Annotated in this window: 14 protein-coding genes; 10 read left to right on the forward strand and 4 right to left on the reverse strand. The window is 43.3% G+C overall.

The window, feature by feature from the left end; genetic code table 11:
• Positions 1-170: 170 nt before the first annotated feature.
• Genes NBH15_RS21085 through NBH15_RS21095 form a run of 3 tightly spaced genes read left to right on the forward strand, consistent with a single transcriptional unit; the run spans position 171 to position 1,804 of the window.
• Positions 171-461, forward strand: a complete 291-nt coding sequence (locus NBH15_RS21085) for a hypothetical protein (protein ID WP_250823466.1) — start codon at positions 171-173, stop codon at positions 459-461.
• On the forward strand, positions 461-1,006 hold the full coding sequence (locus NBH15_RS21090) for a lysophospholipid acyltransferase family protein (protein WP_007653746.1): 546 nt from the start codon (positions 461-463) through the stop codon (positions 1,004-1,006). Before NBH15_RS21085 ends, NBH15_RS21090 begins: the two co-directional genes overlap by 1 nt.
• A 9-nt stretch (positions 1,007-1,015) precedes the next feature.
• Positions 1,016-1,804: an amidohydrolase gene (locus tag NBH15_RS21095; RefSeq protein ID WP_250823467.1), complete on the forward strand. Its 789-nt coding sequence runs from the start codon at positions 1,016-1,018 to the stop codon at positions 1,802-1,804.
• Positions 1,805-1,962: 158 nt separating this feature from the next.
• Here NBH15_RS21095 and dnaK read toward each other — a convergent pair whose 3' ends face one another.
• Together dnaK and NBH15_RS21105 are read right to left on the reverse strand one after the other, a co-directional pair.
• A complete protein-coding gene (gene dnaK / locus NBH15_RS21100) occupies positions 1,963-3,879 on the reverse strand; it encodes a molecular chaperone DnaK (RefSeq protein WP_128134085.1) in 1,917 nt (638 codons plus the stop codon).
• A 199-nt stretch (positions 3,880-4,078) separates the two neighbouring features.
• Positions 4,079-4,951 carry an AraC family transcriptional regulator gene (locus tag NBH15_RS21105; RefSeq protein ID WP_250823468.1) on the reverse strand — a complete coding sequence of 291 codons (873 nt, stop codon included), beginning with the start codon at positions 4,949-4,951 and terminating at the stop codon, positions 4,079-4,081.
• A gap of 269 nt (positions 4,952-5,220) precedes the next feature.
• Here NBH15_RS21105 and NBH15_RS21110 point away from each other — a divergent pair, with 269 nt between their 5' ends.
• From NBH15_RS21110 to NBH15_RS21130, 5 genes are all read left to right on the forward strand, one after another.
• Positions 5,221-6,591, forward strand: a complete 1,371-nt coding sequence (locus NBH15_RS21110) for a Gfo/Idh/MocA family protein (protein WP_250823469.1) — start codon at positions 5,221-5,223, stop codon at positions 6,589-6,591.
• A gap of 5 nt (positions 6,592-6,596) precedes the next feature.
• Positions 6,597-7,493 carry a DUF6807 domain-containing protein gene (locus NBH15_RS21115; RefSeq protein ID WP_250823470.1) on the forward strand — a complete coding sequence of 299 codons (897 nt, stop codon included), beginning with the start codon at positions 6,597-6,599 and terminating at the stop codon, positions 7,491-7,493.
• Between the two features lie 1,068 nt (positions 7,494-8,561).
• The gene (locus NBH15_RS21120) at positions 8,562-9,368 is read left to right on the forward strand and encodes an SDR family oxidoreductase (RefSeq protein ID WP_250823471.1); all 807 of its coding nucleotides are present in this window, start codon (positions 8,562-8,564) and stop codon (positions 9,366-9,368) included.
• 1 nt (position 9,369) lies between these two features.
• A complete protein-coding gene (uxuA, locus tag NBH15_RS21125) occupies positions 9,370-10,572 on the forward strand; it encodes a mannonate dehydratase (protein ID WP_250823472.1) in 1,203 nt (400 codons plus the stop codon).
• A 60-nt stretch (positions 10,573-10,632) separates the two neighbouring features.
• A complete protein-coding gene (locus NBH15_RS21130; RefSeq protein WP_250823473.1) occupies positions 10,633-12,030 on the forward strand; it encodes a putative oxidoreductase C-terminal domain-containing protein in 1,398 nt (465 codons plus the stop codon).
• Between the two features lie 280 nt (positions 12,031-12,310).
• Here the strand turns inward: NBH15_RS21130 and NBH15_RS21135 are convergent, their stop codons facing one another.
• Together NBH15_RS21135 and NBH15_RS21140 are read right to left on the reverse strand one after the other, a co-directional pair.
• Positions 12,311-13,885, reverse strand: coding sequence for an Rne/Rng family ribonuclease (locus NBH15_RS21135; RefSeq protein ID WP_007653739.1), 1,575 nt, complete (start codon positions 13,883-13,885; stop codon positions 12,311-12,313).
• Positions 13,886-14,109: 224 nt separating this feature from the next.
• Entirely contained in the window at positions 14,110-14,382 is a 273-nt protein-coding gene (locus tag NBH15_RS21140) for an HU family DNA-binding protein (protein ID WP_005636204.1), read from the reverse strand.
• Positions 14,383-14,516: 134 nt separating this feature from the next.
• Here NBH15_RS21140 and mutY point away from each other — a divergent pair, with 134 nt between their 5' ends.
• Together mutY and NBH15_RS21150 are read left to right on the forward strand one after the other, a co-directional pair.
• Positions 14,517-15,656: an A/G-specific adenine glycosylase gene (mutY, locus tag NBH15_RS21145; RefSeq protein WP_250823474.1), complete on the forward strand. Its 1,140-nt coding sequence runs from the start codon at positions 14,517-14,519 to the stop codon at positions 15,654-15,656.
• Between the two features lie 43 nt (positions 15,657-15,699).
• Entirely contained in the window at positions 15,700-16,191 is a 492-nt protein-coding gene (locus NBH15_RS21150) for a single-stranded DNA-binding protein (protein ID WP_250823475.1), read from the forward strand.
• The last annotated feature ends 14 nt before the right edge of the window (positions 16,192-16,205 follow it).

Here is a 16,205-nt window from a genome sequence, read left to right on the forward strand (position 1 = left end):
CTGACAACAAATGTAGACAGCGACCTGTTACACGAGGATCTGTCACTTCTGAAAAATAATTAGAGGTATTCATTTTGCAATGATAAACTTTTTAGAGGAATTTTGGTGCGGTCGCCCTGGTTATTTAATAAAGGATTTTGTAGATTTGTAGATATTTTAATGCGAAAATTATGGCTAAAAGAAGAATTTTAAAGAAAGAAATCAGCTATGTAGCAGGTGAACTGTTTTCTGAAGTATTAGTTTGTAAGCTATTTATTCCTGGAGTAGAGGGAGATAAAGCTGATGTTCTGTTGACAAGGATACTGGATATGCAGGATGAATTTATCCGTCGTGCCGGAACTCCGGATGCCAAAGACAACAAAACACTGGTAAAAGAGTATTATCGTAAACTTAGAGTTGATTTGCAGACAGAAGTCGACGCTATTGCTAGCGAAATAGGAGAGCTAAGTAAAGAAAAATAATGAAGAAAGCGATCTGTAAGGCACTTCTTCGCATGGCCGGATGGAAACTGGGACCAGTTAGCGAAGATGTGCCTAAATGTGTGATATGCGTTGCCCCGCATACCAGCAATTGGGATTTTATTGTCGGAAAGTTGTTTTATACGGCATTAGGGCGTAACGCCAGTTTTCTAATCAAAAAAGAATGGTTCTTTTTTCCGTTCAATATATTGTTTTCGTGGCTGGGTGGTGTGCCTGTCGACCGTCATCAACGGACTTCGGTAACCGACCAGATGGTTGAGGTGTTTAATAAACGCAAAATTTTTCAGCTGGCTGTGACACCGGAAGGTACACGTAAAAAGGTGGAAGAATGGAAGAAAGGGTTTTATTATATTGCTGAAAAGGCACAGGTTCCTATCATGATCGCTTATTTTGATTATGCAAAGAAGGAAGCCGGGTTTAAAGGATTGTTTTATCCAACCGGGGATGCAGAAAAGGATATTCGTACAATTCGTGAAAGTTACCGGGATGTGACAGCTTGTCATCCGGAAAATTTCGTAAAAGTTTAATTTACTATTATGGCAGACAGCTTACGTATCAGTATGATTCAATCCCATATCATTTGGGAAGACAGAGACGAGAATCTTGGTTATTACGGAGAATTACTCCGGCGTGTGAGTGGGAAAACGGATATTGCCGTACTTCCCGAAACCTTTACAACCGGTTTTTCCATGGAGGTGGAAAAGCTGGCAGATACGATGGATGGCCCGACTGTCCCGACTATAAAGGGATGGGCCGCTAAATATAATCTGGCTGTCGCCGGTAGTTTTATAGCGAAAGAAGACGGAAAATATTTTAACCGTGCTTTCTTTATCACGCCGGAAGGGGACGAATATTATTATGATAAACGTCATTTATTCCGGATGGCTGCTGAAGATAAGCATTTCACGGCTGGCGATAAACGTACGGTAATAAAGTATAAAGACTGGAATATCTGTTTGCAGGTTTGTTATGATCTCCGTTTCCCGGTGTGGAGCCGCAACGTGGATAATGAGTATGATCTATTAATATATGTAGCAAACTGGCCTGAACCCCGTAAAAAGGTATGGAAAGCATTATTGCCTGCCAGGGCCATTGAAAATATGGCGTATGTGTGCGGTGTGAACCGGGTGGGTATCGATGGTAAAGGGTTTACTTACCGGGGCGATTCCATGATCTTCTCTCCGAAAGGAAAGAAACTGGCAGATGCCGGCAAACGGGAGGAAATAACTCGTACCTGTACATTAAATAAGAGTGATTTGGAGGAATTGCGTGCTAAATTCCCGGCATGGAAGGATGCAGATGCTTTTCGATTTTCTGAGTCATAGAGTTATTGAAAAAAGAGCGGCTATCGGGAAGAAACCTGGTAGCCGTTCTTTTTTAGGAAATATGTAGAGGGTTTGAGTTGTGTTTTGGTAAAAAAAAGCGACTGCCGGAGATTAATCCGACAATCGCTCTTCATCTTATGTGGAAAATGTAATCTATCTTATTTCACTTCCTCGAAGTCAACATCTGTTACGCCACCGTCCTTAGCTCCGCCAGCATTGTTGTTGGCCTGTTGCTGTCCGAAGTCAGGTCCCGGTTGTGCACCGCCCTGAGCATTCTGAGCATTGTACATTTCCTGGCTTGCAGCCTGGAATACTGTATTCAGTTCAGTCATGGCAGCATCGACACCTGCAATATCCTGGGCCTTGTGAGCTTCTTTCAGCTTGTTCAATGCAGCTTCGATAGGAGCTTTCTTATCAGCCGGAAGTTTGTCACCCAGGTCTTTCAACTGTTTTTCAGTCTGGAAAATCATACTGTCAGCCTGATTCAGCTTGTCGATACGTTCTTTTTCTTTCTTGTCGGCTTCAGCATTGGCCGCAGCTTCGTCTTTCATACGTTTTACTTCGTCGTCGCTCAAACCACTGGATGCTTCGATACGGATACTCTGTACTTTACCGGTTCCTTTATCTTTAGCAGATACATTCAGGATACCGTTTGCGTCGATATCGAAAGTAACTTCAATCTGAGGTACACCACGCTGTGCAGCAGGTATTCCGTCCAGGTGGAAGCGGCCGATTGATTTGTTGTCCTTAGCCAGAGAACGTTCACCTTGCAGGATATGAATTTCTACAGACGGCTGGTTGTCGACAGCAGTTGTAAATGTTTCCGATTTCTTAGTCGGAATTGTTGTGTTAGCTTCGATCAGCTTAGTCATCACGCCACCCATTGTTTCGATACCCAGAGACAGCGGAGTAACATCCAGCAACAATACGTCTTTTACTTCACCGGTCAATACACCACCCTGGATTGCAGCACCTACAGCTACTACTTCATCCGGGTTAACACCTTTGGAAGGAGCTTTGCCGAAGAATTTTTCAACGATAGCCTGTACAGCCGGGATACGTGTAGAACCACCTACCAGGATTACTTCGTCGATATCGGAAGTACTCAAACCTGCATCTTTCAATGACTGACGGCACGGTTCGATACAAGCCTGGATCAGGCTGTCTGCCAACTGTTCGAATTTAGCACGTGTCAATGTTTTAACCAAGTGCTTTGGAATACCGTTAACCGGCATGATATACGGCAGGTTGATTTCTGTGCTTGTTGTGCTTGACAATTCGATCTTAGCTTTTTCAGCAGCTTCTTTCAAACGTTGCAAAGCCATCGGGTCTTTGCGCAGGTCAACGCCTTCTTCACGAAGGAATTCTTCTGCCAGCCAGTCGATAATCACGTGGTCGAAGTCATCACCACCCAGATGAGTATCACCGTTTGTTGATTTTACTTCAAATACACCGTCACCCAATTCGAGGATTGAAATATCGAAAGTACCGCCACCAAGGTCGAATACGGCAATCTTCATATCTTTGCTGGTCTTGTCAAGACCGTAAGCCAGAGATGCGGCAGTCGGTTCGTTCACGATACGGCGAACATTCAGACCGGCAATTTCACCGGCTTCTTTTGTAGCCTGACGCTGAGCATCGCTAAAGTAAGCCGGAACAGTGATAACCGCATCTGTTACTTCCTGTCCTAAATAATCTTCAGCAGTCTTCTTCATCTTCTGAAGAACCATTGCTGAAATTTCCTGCGGAGTGTACAGACGGCCTTCGATATCCACACGCGGAGTGTTGTTATCGCCACGTACTATCTTATAAGGTACGCGATTGATCTCTTTCTGAACCTGGTCGTAAGTTTCACCCATGAAACGTTTGATAGAAAATATAGTTTTTTCCGGATTGGTGATAGCCTGACGTTTTGCGGGATCACCAACTTTACGTTCGCCGCCTTCAACGAATGCAACGATTGAAGGAGTCGTTCTTTTACCTTCGCTGTTTGCAATAACAACCGGTTCGTTACCTTCCAGTACGGCAACACATGAGTTGGTTGTTCCTAAGTCGATACCAATAATTTTTCCCATAATTTTCTACTATTTTAATTGTTATTATTTTTCGTCTTTGCTTTTTCTCTTGTCGAGTTGCACCAATTAGTATACAAAACGTATGCCAAAGTAACAATGAACGGTTCCGAATTGTTTTTGCTGTCAGAAATAATGACAATACGGCAGTTGTTGTGGAAGGAACTTTTATCAATTCGTGTATTTTTATGACAGGAATATATTATTTTAGAAATTGTTTTTTGTATTCGGAGGGAGTAAGCCCGGTGTTGCGTTTGAAGATACGATTAAAGTGGGTGATCGTGTTAAAACCGCACTCGATGGATATTTGTGTTATGTCTATTTTGTTTTCAATCAGAAGCTTACATGCGTGTCCGATGCGTAGGTCCAACAGGTATTCCATAAATGTTTTACCTGATCTTTCTTTGAAATAGCGGCAGAAAGAAGAACAATTCATCGCTACGATAGAAGAAATTTCGTTTAAATCAATATTTTCTTTATAATGATTTGCCAGAAAAGATAGAATCTTTTCCATACGTTGATCCATCGTAATGGATACCGATTGGCAAAAGTGTAAACTGCCCAGATAACGTTTAGATTTGAAATTGGCCATTAAGTCGAGCAGGTGCAGTAAATTGATAATACGCATGGTTCCTTTGCTGTCGGGCAATAGTTCGATACACCGTATGATTTCTTTGTTTTCCGGATATGGGAAATGTATTCCCCTGGCAGATTCATCCAATAACTTTTTTATGTGAGCTAAATCTGCATAGTTACTTATGGAATGTGACATGAAATGTTCTTCAAACTGGATAATGACTCCTTTTACCCGTAAAGAATGATTGTTTGTTTCATATTCCGGAGCGCTTTTCATGTAATGCGGAACTCCATGCCCGACGAATGTCAGATCATGAGGATAAAAGGTTTCCATATTGTCGGCAACAAAGCGTTCGCCTGTGCTTTCCTTTACATATATGATCTCAAACTCATTATGAACATGCCAGGGAAAAGTAAATCTGTCATAGTCATAATGCCGGGCAATGATCGGAGTGCCGGCATAGATAGTCAGTTGTTCATGCATGAGTTTGTTTTCCATAATTTCATTTCATTATTGCAGGAACAAATTTAGCATAAAATAATACTGTCCGTTATTTAAAAGAACAAACAATGATTTATTTGTATTAAATATAAGAATTTAAGATTCTTCGTCCATCATACCTTAGCAGAAATGTCAGGAAAGGAGGGGATAGGACATATTCAGGGAAAATTCCTCAATATCGTGTTATAATCTGCAAAAAAAGGCTATATCCGTTATTCCGGTTCGTGTTAGTTTTGTGTATTGAAACATAATCTAAATTCTAATATATGACTACAACACGAAGAGACTTTCTGAAAAGATCGATTACAGCCGGTTTGGGAATGTTTATAGCCCCAACGATTGTTCCGGCTTCTGTTTTTGGCCCTCATGCACCGTCAAACCGTATTAATATCGGCGCTATCGGAACGGGACGGATTTCACGGGATCATGATATGCCCGGGGTGTGGAAATATGATGATGTGCGTATTATTGCTGCTGCCGATGTGGATGCTAACCGTGTGGCAGATGCTAAAAAACTGGTTGAAGGTTATTATTCAAAAAAACAGGGTAAACCGTACAGTGGAGTTACGACTTATGAAAACTATTTGGACCTGTTGGCTAATAAAGACATTGATGCTGTCTTGATAAGTACTCCTGATCATTGGCATGCCAAGATGGCGATCGATGCTGTCCGGGCAGGTAAAGATGTGTATTTGCAGAAACCGACTTCGCTGACTATAGAGGAAGGACGTAAGATGAGTGATGCGGTGAATGCAACGGGACGTATCCTGCAAATCGGCAGCCAGCAACGTTCGATGGAGCAATTCAGGATAGCTTGTGAACTTGTGCGGAACGGGCGTATCGGTCAGCTGAAAAATATTGAGATCCGTTTACCGGGTGATCCTCCCGGCGGGAATCCGGAAGAAATGCCTATTCCTGCAAATCTGAATTATGATATGTGGTTGGGACAAACCCCTTATGTACCTTATACTATAGATCGGGTACATCCGCAACAAGGGTATGACCGTCCGGGATGGTTGCGTTGCGAACAGTTTGGTGCCGGTATGATTACCGGGTGGGGAGCACATCATTTCGATATAGCCCATTGGGCCATGGATAAAGAGTATTCCGGGCCGGTTGAAATATCGGGACATGCCGAATTTCCTACCTCCGGTTTATGGAATGTACATGGTGATTATGCAACCGAAATGCTTTATGATAATGGGGTGGTGGTACGTGGTACGACCAACAGCAAAGAAAAACCGAATGGTGTCTTATTTACCGGGACTGAAGGTTGGATATTTGTAAGTCGCGGTGCCTATAAGGCTTCGGCAAACGATCCTGAAACAGCCGGTGCATCAAAGGCGTTGCAGGCCTCTGACCCGAAGATACTGACTTCTGTTATCGGAGAAAATGAAGTACATCTTTATAAAAGTTCCGATCATCATGGTAACTGGCTTGAAAGTGTCCGTACGAGAAAACAAAATATCACTCCGGCAGAAGTGGCACATCGTTCCTGTTCGGCTTGCCTGTTGCAACATATAGCAATGAAACTAAATCGTAAACTTTACTGGGACCCGGTTCTGGAACGCTTCAAAGATGATGATGAAGCAAATTCTATGATTGCCCGCCCTCACCGTCCACCTTATAATTTTTGAACGAGATGAAAAAGATAGTTTTAACGATAACGGCCCTTTGGCTGGCCGGAGTTATGTATGCCCAGAAACAGGAAGTTTCGGCTACAAAAGTAGGAAATCGTATAGATGTCACAATCGGTGAACAGTTCTTTACCAGCTATCGCTTCCAACCGGATGAGAAATATCCTTTCTTTTTTCCGGTAAACGGTCCTGTTTCGGGAGCCGGAGTTACTTCCATGCGTAACGGTCAATATCCTCATCACAGCTCTCTGTTCTTTGGGTGCGACCGGGTGAACGGAGGTAACTACTGGCAGGAAGGCCTTGAACGCGGACGTATCATTTCTGTCGGTGCCCGGATTGTGGAAGCTAAAGGTGAACGTGTGGTGATTGAAGATGAATGTATCTGGAAACGTCCCGATGCGGAAGCTCCTATTATGGACAGGCGGAAGATTATTATTTCGGCTCCCTCCCCTGAACTGTATCAACTTGATTTCGACATAGAGATGGAGATGCTTATAGATGTGACGATTCAAAAGACGAACCATTCCTTGTTTAGTGCCAGAGTCGACCCGGATCTGACTGTTAAGCAGGGAGGAGTAATGATTAATTCGGAAGGCAAACAAGGTGAAAAAGGAACGTTTGGCGTAGGGGCAGCCTGGATTGACTGTTATGGCGAACGTAAAACAGGAAAGGAAGGGATTGCTATTATGCAGCATCCGTCTAACCGTTGGTATCCGTCACTCTGGTTTACGCGTGATTACGGATTTATGTCACCCACTCCGATGTACTGGCCTGAAAACGGAAAGACAACCGACCTGAAAAAAGGAGAGAAAATAGCGCTCCGTTATCGTGTCCTGATCCATAAAGGAGATAGTCAGGAAGCAGGCATTGCCACTCTGTTTGAACAGTATATGAAAGAATAGGAATGATGGAGTGATGTAGAATAAGATGAATAGGTATATACAATTGTTTTTTTTGAGTTCTACTATCATACTATCACTGATAGAAGTAAGTGTATGATTATTAGTCTTCTAATTAATGATAGTAGGTGCTTTCAACTATCACTAATCTATCACACAACTATCATATCCTGCTTAAAAAGTAAGATATACAGTCTCTTGTTTTTGATAAATATATAGTTGAAAATCAATAATATAGTGATGTGTGTTGCTTGACACCCGGGTGTTGGTACCTGCGACACCCGGATGTCAGCATCGTCAAGATGGGGGTGTAAAACAGGGTGAGATAGGCATCCCGGCAACAAAAAGTCTGTATTCGGGTGAAATTAAGTCCTTGTTTTGGGATAAAAAGATAGTAGACTGATGAACTATGAGAGGCTATATGCAGCCGGACAGTTGTCTTTTTAACCTTAAAAAGACGGCTACTAAGTTAAAATAGAGTTAAAGTGATGGTTGAATGATAGATAAATGATAGTTAAAAGTGCCTACTATCATTAATTAGAAGATTAATAATCAAACACTTACTTTGATTAGTGATAGTATGATAGTAGAATTCAAAAAAATAGTTTATAGTAAGAGAGTTAGAGTTGTATTAGAAAGATTTGAGCTATCTGTTTATTGACTGGTTGTAACTGTCTCCCCTCTTGAGAGGGGGTAGGGGGTGTGTTAAAGCCAGTCAATAAAACAAGCCTTGTTACAGGTTTATTTGTCGTCTGCTTCAGCTGACGGATTAGTCAAGGGTCTATCTCATTGGACTTTAGTCCCATTTCTTACAGTTTTCTATCTAAGAGACATGTGGCTGAAGCCAAAAGAGAGAAACAACTTATAAACCGTCAGCTGAAGCAGACGGCAAATGAACTTGCAATAGTCAAGTGACTCTGATTAGGATGGTTGTATAGGCGGGGATATGACACACCCCCTTCCCCCTCTCGAGAGGGGAGCCAGATACAACCAGTTGCTATAAACAAACAGTCAATTCTGATAATACTTAAACTATTAAATAAATTATAACAACATTAAAATAATCCGATTATGATTATTAATTTAAAAGATAAAGTAGCTGTTTTAACTGGCGGCGGAGGTGTGCTGGGAGGAAGTATTTCCCGCAGCTTGGTAGAGAATGGGGTGAGAGTGGCGATACTTGATATTCGTCAGGAGCAACTGGATAAACGCGTTGATGAATTATCAGCCTTGGGGCAAGTGATAGGAATCCGGTGTGATGTGTTGGATATTACCAGCCTGGAGGAGGCTCGGGCAAAATTGTTGTCGGAGTGGGGACAGATTGACATCCTCGTGAATGCAGCAGGAGGTAACCTGCCGGGTGCCACTTTGCGGGAGGATCAGACCGTATTTGACATGAAGGTCGAAGATTTCAACCGGGTGACCGATCTGAATATGAACGGAACAGTTTATCCTTGTCTGGTTTTCGGTAAAGCGATGGCGGAAAGTGGCGAGGGAAGTATCATCAATATCTCTTCAATGGCAGTCTATTCAGCTATAACACGTGTGCCGGGTTACTCGGTTGCCAAGAGCGGAGTGAGCATCTTTACCCAGTGGCTGGCAATGGAAATGGCGTTGAAATTCGGTGAGAAGATACGTGTGAATGCACTGGCTCCCGGCTTTTTTATCGGTGATCAGAACCGGGCGGTCCTTATTAATCCCGACGGTACGTATACGGAACGTAGTCGCAAGGTCCTGGCGCGTACACCCATGAAGCGTTTTGGCGATATCAGCGAGTTAAACGGACTGGTTCATTTCTTGTGTTCCGAACACGCCAGTTTTATAACCGGAACGATCATACCGGTAGACGGAGGTTTCAGTTCTTTTAGCGGAGTGTGATATGGCGTTGGAAAAAACATGGAGATGGTTTGGCCGGAATGATACAGTCACGCTTGCCGACTTGAAACAAATGGGAGTGGAGGGAGTTGTAACTTCCCTCCACCATATTCCGGCAGGAGAGGCTTGGCCGGTGGAAGAGATCCGCAAGGTGCAGGCCGGAATCGAACATCATGGAATGCGTTGGAGTGTAGTAGAGAGCTTACCGGTTTCGGAAGGCATTAAAATCGGGTCGGCAGACCGCCCACAGCTGATTGAGAACTATATCCTGTCTCTGAAGAATTTGGGTGCATGTGGAATTGATACAGTGTGTTACAACTTTATGCCGGTACTCGACTGGGCACGCACAGACCTGCATTTTAAGAATAATAACGGGGCGGAGTCGATGCTGTTCGACTATCCGACTTTTGCTGCTTTCGACATATACATTCTCCGTCGTGAAGGTGCTGCCGGCGATTACCCTGAAAATATACGGCAAAAAGCGCACGATATAGCCGGATCTTTAACAGAAGATGAAAAAGAAGAGTTGGCGCATAATATAATAATCGTCACGCAGGCTTTTATTCATGGTGTGATCGGGGAAGATAACGACAATTATAAAGATCGTTTCCTTACTTATCTGAAAACATATGATGCGATCGGAAAAGAACAATTACGCGAAAACCTGGCTTTTTTCCTGAAAGAAATACTTCCTGTTGCGGAACAGGCCGGCGTAAAGCTGTGTATACACCCCGACGATCCTCCTTTCCCGTTGTTGGGCTTACCTCGTATTGCGGGAACGGCCGACGACTTTAGATGGATCATGGAACAGTTCGATTCTCCCGCTCATGGAATAACGTTTTGCACCGGTTCGCTTTCGGCCTGTCCCGACAATGATTTGGTGGCGATGGCAACTGAGTTTGCTTCGCGTATCCAATTCGTTCATTTGCGGAATACGGCCTACTTGGCCGATAATAGTTTTTATGAATCAGGGCATTTGACAGGTAGTGTCGATATGTTTTCTATCATAAAGATATTGCTGGAAGAACAGCGGCGGCGAAGAAAGTCCGGTCGTAAAGATTGGCGAATGCCATTTCGTCCGGATCATGGTTTGCGTATTCTCGATGACTATTCGCGGACAGCCAATCCAGGCTATCCTTTGATCGGTCGCCTCAAAGGAATGGCGGAAATAGACGGTTTGCAAACGGGAATCGAGCGCTTTTTGTAAAGTTTCTTTCTATCTTTGTGGTGACTCTGTTGACAGTAGATAACTTAATAGAACAATAAAATGAAGACTTACTTGATTTTTGCTATGACTGCACTTTTAACTGCGACCTCTTGCTCGGTCAAAAAAGAGGATACGAAAAGCTTCTCCGGTGCTCCGGGTGAAGTGAAATTGATAACGCTCGATCCCGGACATTTCCATGCAGCTTTGGTACAAAAAAATTCTTACCCGCAGGTTGCTGATGAAGTATATGTATATGCTCCGGCCGGTGATGATGTAAAAGAACATCTGGCAAAAGTGGAAACCTATAATAACCGGCAGGATTCTCCGACCCGTTGGGAGGAAGTCGTTTATACAGGAGCTGACTTCCTGGAAAAAATGATTGCCGAAAAGAAAGGAAATGTAATGGTTACTGCCGGTAATAACGGTAAAAAGACAGATTATATCAAACGCACCTTATCGGCCGGCATTCATGTACTGGCAGACAAGCCGATGGCGATTAACCCGGCAAATTTCGAAGTATTGAAAGAATGCTTTGATATAGCCCGTGACCAGCATGTGCTGCTTTATGACATTATGACCGAGCGGCATGAGATTACAACGATCTTACAGCGGGAGTTATCTTTGTTGCCTGCTGTCTATGGGGAACAACTGGCCGGTAGTCCGGAAGAACCGGGTATCGTAAAAGAGAGCGTTCATCATTTTTTCAAAACAGTGTCAGGCAACCCGCTGAAGCGTCCGGCATGGTTTTTCGACGTGGAGCAGCAAGGTGAAGGCATTGTTGATGTTACGACTCACCTGGTCGACCTGGTACAGTGGGAAGCGTTTCCGGATGTGGTAATCGATTATCAGAAGGATATTGAGTTGCTGGATGCAAATCGTTGGACGACTCCTATGTCTAAAGAACAGTTTAAAGAAGTGACCGGACTGGATACTTATCCCGATTATCTGCAAAAGGATGTTGTTGGTGATACCTTGAAAGTCTACTCTAATGGTGATATTACTTACAAGCTGAAGGGTTTATATGCTAAAGTTTCGGTTATATGGAATTACACTTTCCCGGCAGGCGGTGGCGATACGCATTTCTCTGTCATGAAAGGAAGCAAGGCCGACTTGATTATCCGTCAGGGTAAAGAACAAGGCTATAAGCCGGAGTTGTATATCGAAGCACTTCCTGGTGTTGATCTGGTAGCTTATGAAAAGGAACTCGCCGCATCTATACCTGTTATTGCCGACAAATACCCTGGAGTTGCCTTGAATAAGATCGCAGATAATGTATGGCAGGTTCAAATCCCCGCAAATTATCGCGTAGGACATGAGGCTCATTTTGGTCAGGTGACGGAAAACTTTTTAGAATATTTGAAGGATGGTAAACTGCCTGACTGGGAGGTACCGAATATGATCGCAAAATATTATGTAACGACTCGTGCGCTGGAGATGGCGAAAGAGAAGAGTAAGTAAAGAGGGGGAGAGATTAATAAGAAAGAGATGTGCTTGGTTTGGGGTACATCTCTTTTTTCTGAAATAATTTAAAGCCAGAGGAGGAAATCCAGGAACTAGCCACGAAGATGTAATTCGTTTTTGTGAAATGATGCGTAAATGTGTTAAGGGGGATTTTACGGCTGTTGAAAAAGCTGGAATCCTTGACCGCATTCTTGGATATTGATTTTACAAGAAGGATATATTTCTCCTTACAAATAGAAACAAAAATCCCCGAAGCCTGTATCGCTCCGGGGATTTTTTATTTTTTCATTTCCTTTTCTTCCATCATGTCGAGTTCGTTCTTGTCGGAATCAATAAACTTGTATTCCAGAAAACCCAGACTTTGGTTAGGAATGACTTTCATACCCATTGAGTATTTTAGTTTCCATTTCATACTGAGGGGATAAAGCCCCTTGTTTACGAATGCTGCCACGTAGGGATGTACGTGCAGGGCGAATTTCTTTACATTATGCTTATTCACTAAACAATCGATCTTACCTTCCAGATTGTCGGTAAATAGGATCGAAGGTTTGATTGTCCCTGTGCCGAAACAGGTAGGACACGATTCTGTTGTATCCACATCCATTGCCGGGCGTACCCTCTGGCGGGTAATCTGCATCAGACCAAACTTACTTAAAGGCAGGATGTTGTGTTTGGCCCGGTCGCTTGCCATCGCTTTAGTCATGTGTTCAAACAACTTCTGTCGGTTGGCGGCTTCCGCCATGTCGATGAAGTCGACCACAATAATACCACCCATATCACGAAGACGAAGCTGGCGTGCAATTTCGTCGGCGGCGGCTGTGTTTACGTCGATAGCTGTTTTCTCCTGGGCGTCGCTCCCTTTGGAACGGTTGCCGCTGTTCACGTCTATCACGTGCATGGCCTCGGTATGCTCGATAATCAGGTAAGCTCCACTTTTATACGTAACCGTACGTCCAAACAGCGATTTAACTTGTTTTGTGATACCGAAATTGTCGAAGATAGGTAATTCGCCGGTATATCGCTGTACGATCTCTTCCCTTCCGGGAGCGATCAGGCTGACATAATCGCGTATGTTATGATAAACATCCGCATCGTTTACGTAAATGTTCTGGAAAGACGGGTTGAAGATGTCGCGGAGCAAAGCTACCGTACGTGCCGTTTCTTCATATACAATCGACGGCACTTTCAGTTTGGGAACTTTGACGATGTTATCTTCCCATCGTTTCACTAATGTCTTTAATTCATGGTCGAGTTCAGCAACACGTTTTCCTTCAGAAGAAGTACGTACGATCACGCTGAAATTTTTCGGCTTGATGCTCTGAATCAACTGCCGCAAACGGGCACGTTCCTCGCTCGACTTGATTTTTGTGGAGACAGAGACCTTATCGGCAAATGGTATCAATACGATGTATCTTCCGGCAAATGACAGCTCGGAAGTCAGTCGCGGACCCTTTGTTGAGATCGGCTCTTTGGCAATCTGTACCAACACCTCTTGTCCTACTTTAAGCACGTTACTGATGCTTCCGTCCTTTTCAATCTCAGGAAGTATCTGCACTTTTGAAATGGCGGGCATCTTTTTAGGATCGCCAAGTGCTTGTTTGAGGAACTTTTGTTGGGTGTTGAAGTTAGGACCTAAGTCCAGATAATGAAGAAATGCGTCCTTTTTGTACCCTACGTCGATAAAAGCAGCGTTCAAACCCGGCATCAGTTTCTTTACTTTGCCAAGATAAATATCGCCTACGGCAAACGAGACATTGCGAGCCTCCTTCTGGAGTTCCACAAGGTTTTTGTCTTCCAATACGGCAATAGATACCTCTTTGGGTTGTACATCAACTACTAATTCACTTATCACTTAAAAAGAGGGTTTTTTAATTCAGACCTTTCTAAATACGCAAAGAACAAACTTAAAAGGTCACTTATTAAGTTTGTTCTTTAGATTTTCTCAATAGACTTATTTCTTTTTATGTCTATTCTTTTTCAGTCTCTTTTTGCGCTTGTGCGTAGACATTTTATGTCTTTTTCTTTTCTTTCCGCTAGGCATTGTTTCTAAATTTTAAATTAAACTATAATTACTAATTACTTAACTTCGTTCAGGAAAGTTTTAGCCGGCTTGAATGAAGGGATGTTATGCTCCGGAATGATGATCGTAGTATTTTTTGAAATATTACGAGCAGTTTTCTGAGCTCTCTTCTTAATAACGAAACTTCCGAATCCTCTCAGATAAACGTTTTCACCCTGAGATAACGAACTTTTCACGATGTCCATGAAAGATTCTACGCTATTCAATACCGTCTGCTTATCGATACCGGTACTTTTTGAAATCTCGCTAACAATATCTGCTTTAGTCATGTCTATAAATTAATTAATGATTTGGACCTATTAATTTTTTGGAATGCAAATATATAGCTTTTTATTTAAGTGGGAAAAGAATTGCCCGCCATTTTTTAATAAAAAAGATTCCTTACAATTCATTATATCTGTGTATGTTTGCATTAATCAACGAGTTGAGAGTTTCAAAACTACAAATACAGGACATTTTAACGCAAATGGAAAACGAATTGGAAGTCAGCCATATTTTGCTGGCCTGGTATAAAACGAATAAGAGGATGCTGCCCTGGCGGGAATCATCCGATCCGTATATAATTTGGATATCGGAAATTATCCTTCAACAAACCCGTGTCGCTCAGGGAATGGACTACTTTTACAGGTTCACCGAACGCTTTCCGGATGTCGCTTCCCTGGCGGCGGCGGAAGAGGATGAGGTGCTGAAATATTGGCAGGGGTTGGGCTATTATAGCCGTGCCCGTAACCTGCACGCTGCCGCTAAGAGTATCATGGAACGGTTCGGCGGCATTTTCCCTCGGGAATATAAAGAGATACTGTCTTTGAAAGGTATCGGTGAATATACGGCTGCTGCCATTGTGTCTTTCGTATGGAATAAGCCTTATCCGGTTGTCGACGGGAATGTGTACCGTGTCTTATCCCGATTGTATGCGGTCGACACGCCAATTGATAGCACGCAGGGAAAGAAACAGTTTGCGGAACTGGCCGCTCTTGTAATGAATCCTAAATATGCGGGGACGCATAACCAGGCGGTTATGGAGTTCGGGGCTTTACAATGTGTTCCACAAAATCCGGATTGTGAAGTTTGTCCGTTGAAGGAACGTTGTATGGCCTATGTTTCGGATAATGTGCAGGCGTTTCCGGTCAAGCAGAATAAGGCGAAAACACGGCCCCGTTATTTTCATTATCTATACATTATATATAAGGGGCAAACCTGGCTTTCGCGCCGGGGTAAAAAAGATATCTGGGAAGGACTTTATGAATTCCCATTGATCGAGACGGCGGAACCGATGGATTTTGCCGGATTGCAGCAAACGGAAGCGTACCGGAAATTGTTTGACGGTGCCGGTCGGATGAATGTTTCCGTGGATATGTCCGAGGTGAAGCATGTCCTTTCCCATCAGGTTCTTTATACGACATTTTACCGGGTAGAGATCGAAAAAGTGACGGACGCATTGAATTCGTATCTGGCTGTTCCGTATGAAGATATCGAACGTTATGCCGTTCCCCGCCTGGTACATATTTATTTGGAGAAATTAAACGGAAATTTGTCTGAATGATCGAATTTATGTTTCTTTGTAAGATATTAAAAGAATTACAACTATGTCATTGAATAAAGTCATATTGATTGGTAACGTGGGTAAAGATCCCGACGTTCGTTATTTCGACAGCGGTACGGCCGTTGCAAACTTCCCTTTGGCAACTTCCGAAAGAGGTTACACACTGGCAAACGGTACGGTTGTGCCGGAGAGAACAGAATGGCACAATATCGTGGTTCGCCGCGACCAGGTTGCTTTTGTTGAGAAATGGGTGAAGAAAGGTTCGGGTGTTTATGTAGAAGGAAAGATTCGTACCCGCAGTTATGACGACCAGAGCGGTGTGAAACGTTATGTGACTGAAATTCATGCAGACCGTATTGAATTTTATAATACGGGTACACGTCCGGCCGACGGTACGACTACAAATACCGGAAATGGTTTCCAGCAAGGTGGACAGCCACAGGCAACACAGCAGGCTACGTCTTACCAGCAACCGGTATCGCAACAGCCGGATATGTCATCAGATTCAAACAGTGCGGATGATCTTCCGTTCTGATATTGTTTAACTAA

Origin of the sequence: Parabacteroides caeci (genome assembly GCF_023656795.1) — a bacterium.
Classification (GTDB): domain Bacteria; phylum Bacteroidota; class Bacteroidia; order Bacteroidales; family Tannerellaceae; genus Parabacteroides; species Parabacteroides segnis.

Coding starts and splice junctions, on each gene's coding strand:
- NBH15_RS21085 (WP_250823466.1), top strand. CDS start 171: ATGGCTAAAAGAAGAATTTTAAAGAAAGAAATCAGCTATGTAGCAGGT.
- NBH15_RS21090 (WP_007653746.1), top strand. CDS start 461: ATGAAGAAAGCGATCTGTAAGGCACTTCTTCGCATGGCCGGATGGAAA.
- NBH15_RS21095 (WP_250823467.1), top strand. CDS start 1,016: ATGGCAGACAGCTTACGTATCAGTATGATTCAATCCCATATCATTTGG.
- dnaK (WP_128134085.1), bottom strand. CDS start 3,879: ATGGGAAAAATTATTGGTATCGACTTAGGAACAACCAACTCATGTGTT.
- NBH15_RS21105 (WP_250823468.1), bottom strand. CDS start 4,951: ATGGAAAACAAACTCATGCATGAACAACTGACTATCTATGCCGGCACT.
- NBH15_RS21110 (WP_250823469.1), top strand. CDS start 5,221: ATGACTACAACACGAAGAGACTTTCTGAAAAGATCGATTACAGCCGGT.
- NBH15_RS21115 (WP_250823470.1), top strand. CDS start 6,597: ATGAAAAAGATAGTTTTAACGATAACGGCCCTTTGGCTGGCCGGAGTT.
- NBH15_RS21120 (WP_250823471.1), top strand. CDS start 8,562: ATGATTATTAATTTAAAAGATAAAGTAGCTGTTTTAACTGGCGGCGGA.
- uxuA (WP_250823472.1), top strand. CDS start 9,370: ATGGCGTTGGAAAAAACATGGAGATGGTTTGGCCGGAATGATACAGTC.
- NBH15_RS21130 (WP_250823473.1), top strand. CDS start 10,633: ATGAAGACTTACTTGATTTTTGCTATGACTGCACTTTTAACTGCGACC.
- NBH15_RS21140 (WP_005636204.1), bottom strand. CDS start 14,382: ATGACTAAAGCAGATATTGTTAGCGAGATTTCAAAAAGTACCGGTATC.
- mutY (WP_250823474.1), top strand. CDS start 14,517: ATGTTTGCATTAATCAACGAGTTGAGAGTTTCAAAACTACAAATACAG.
- NBH15_RS21150 (WP_250823475.1), top strand. CDS start 15,700: ATGTCATTGAATAAAGTCATATTGATTGGTAACGTGGGTAAAGATCCC.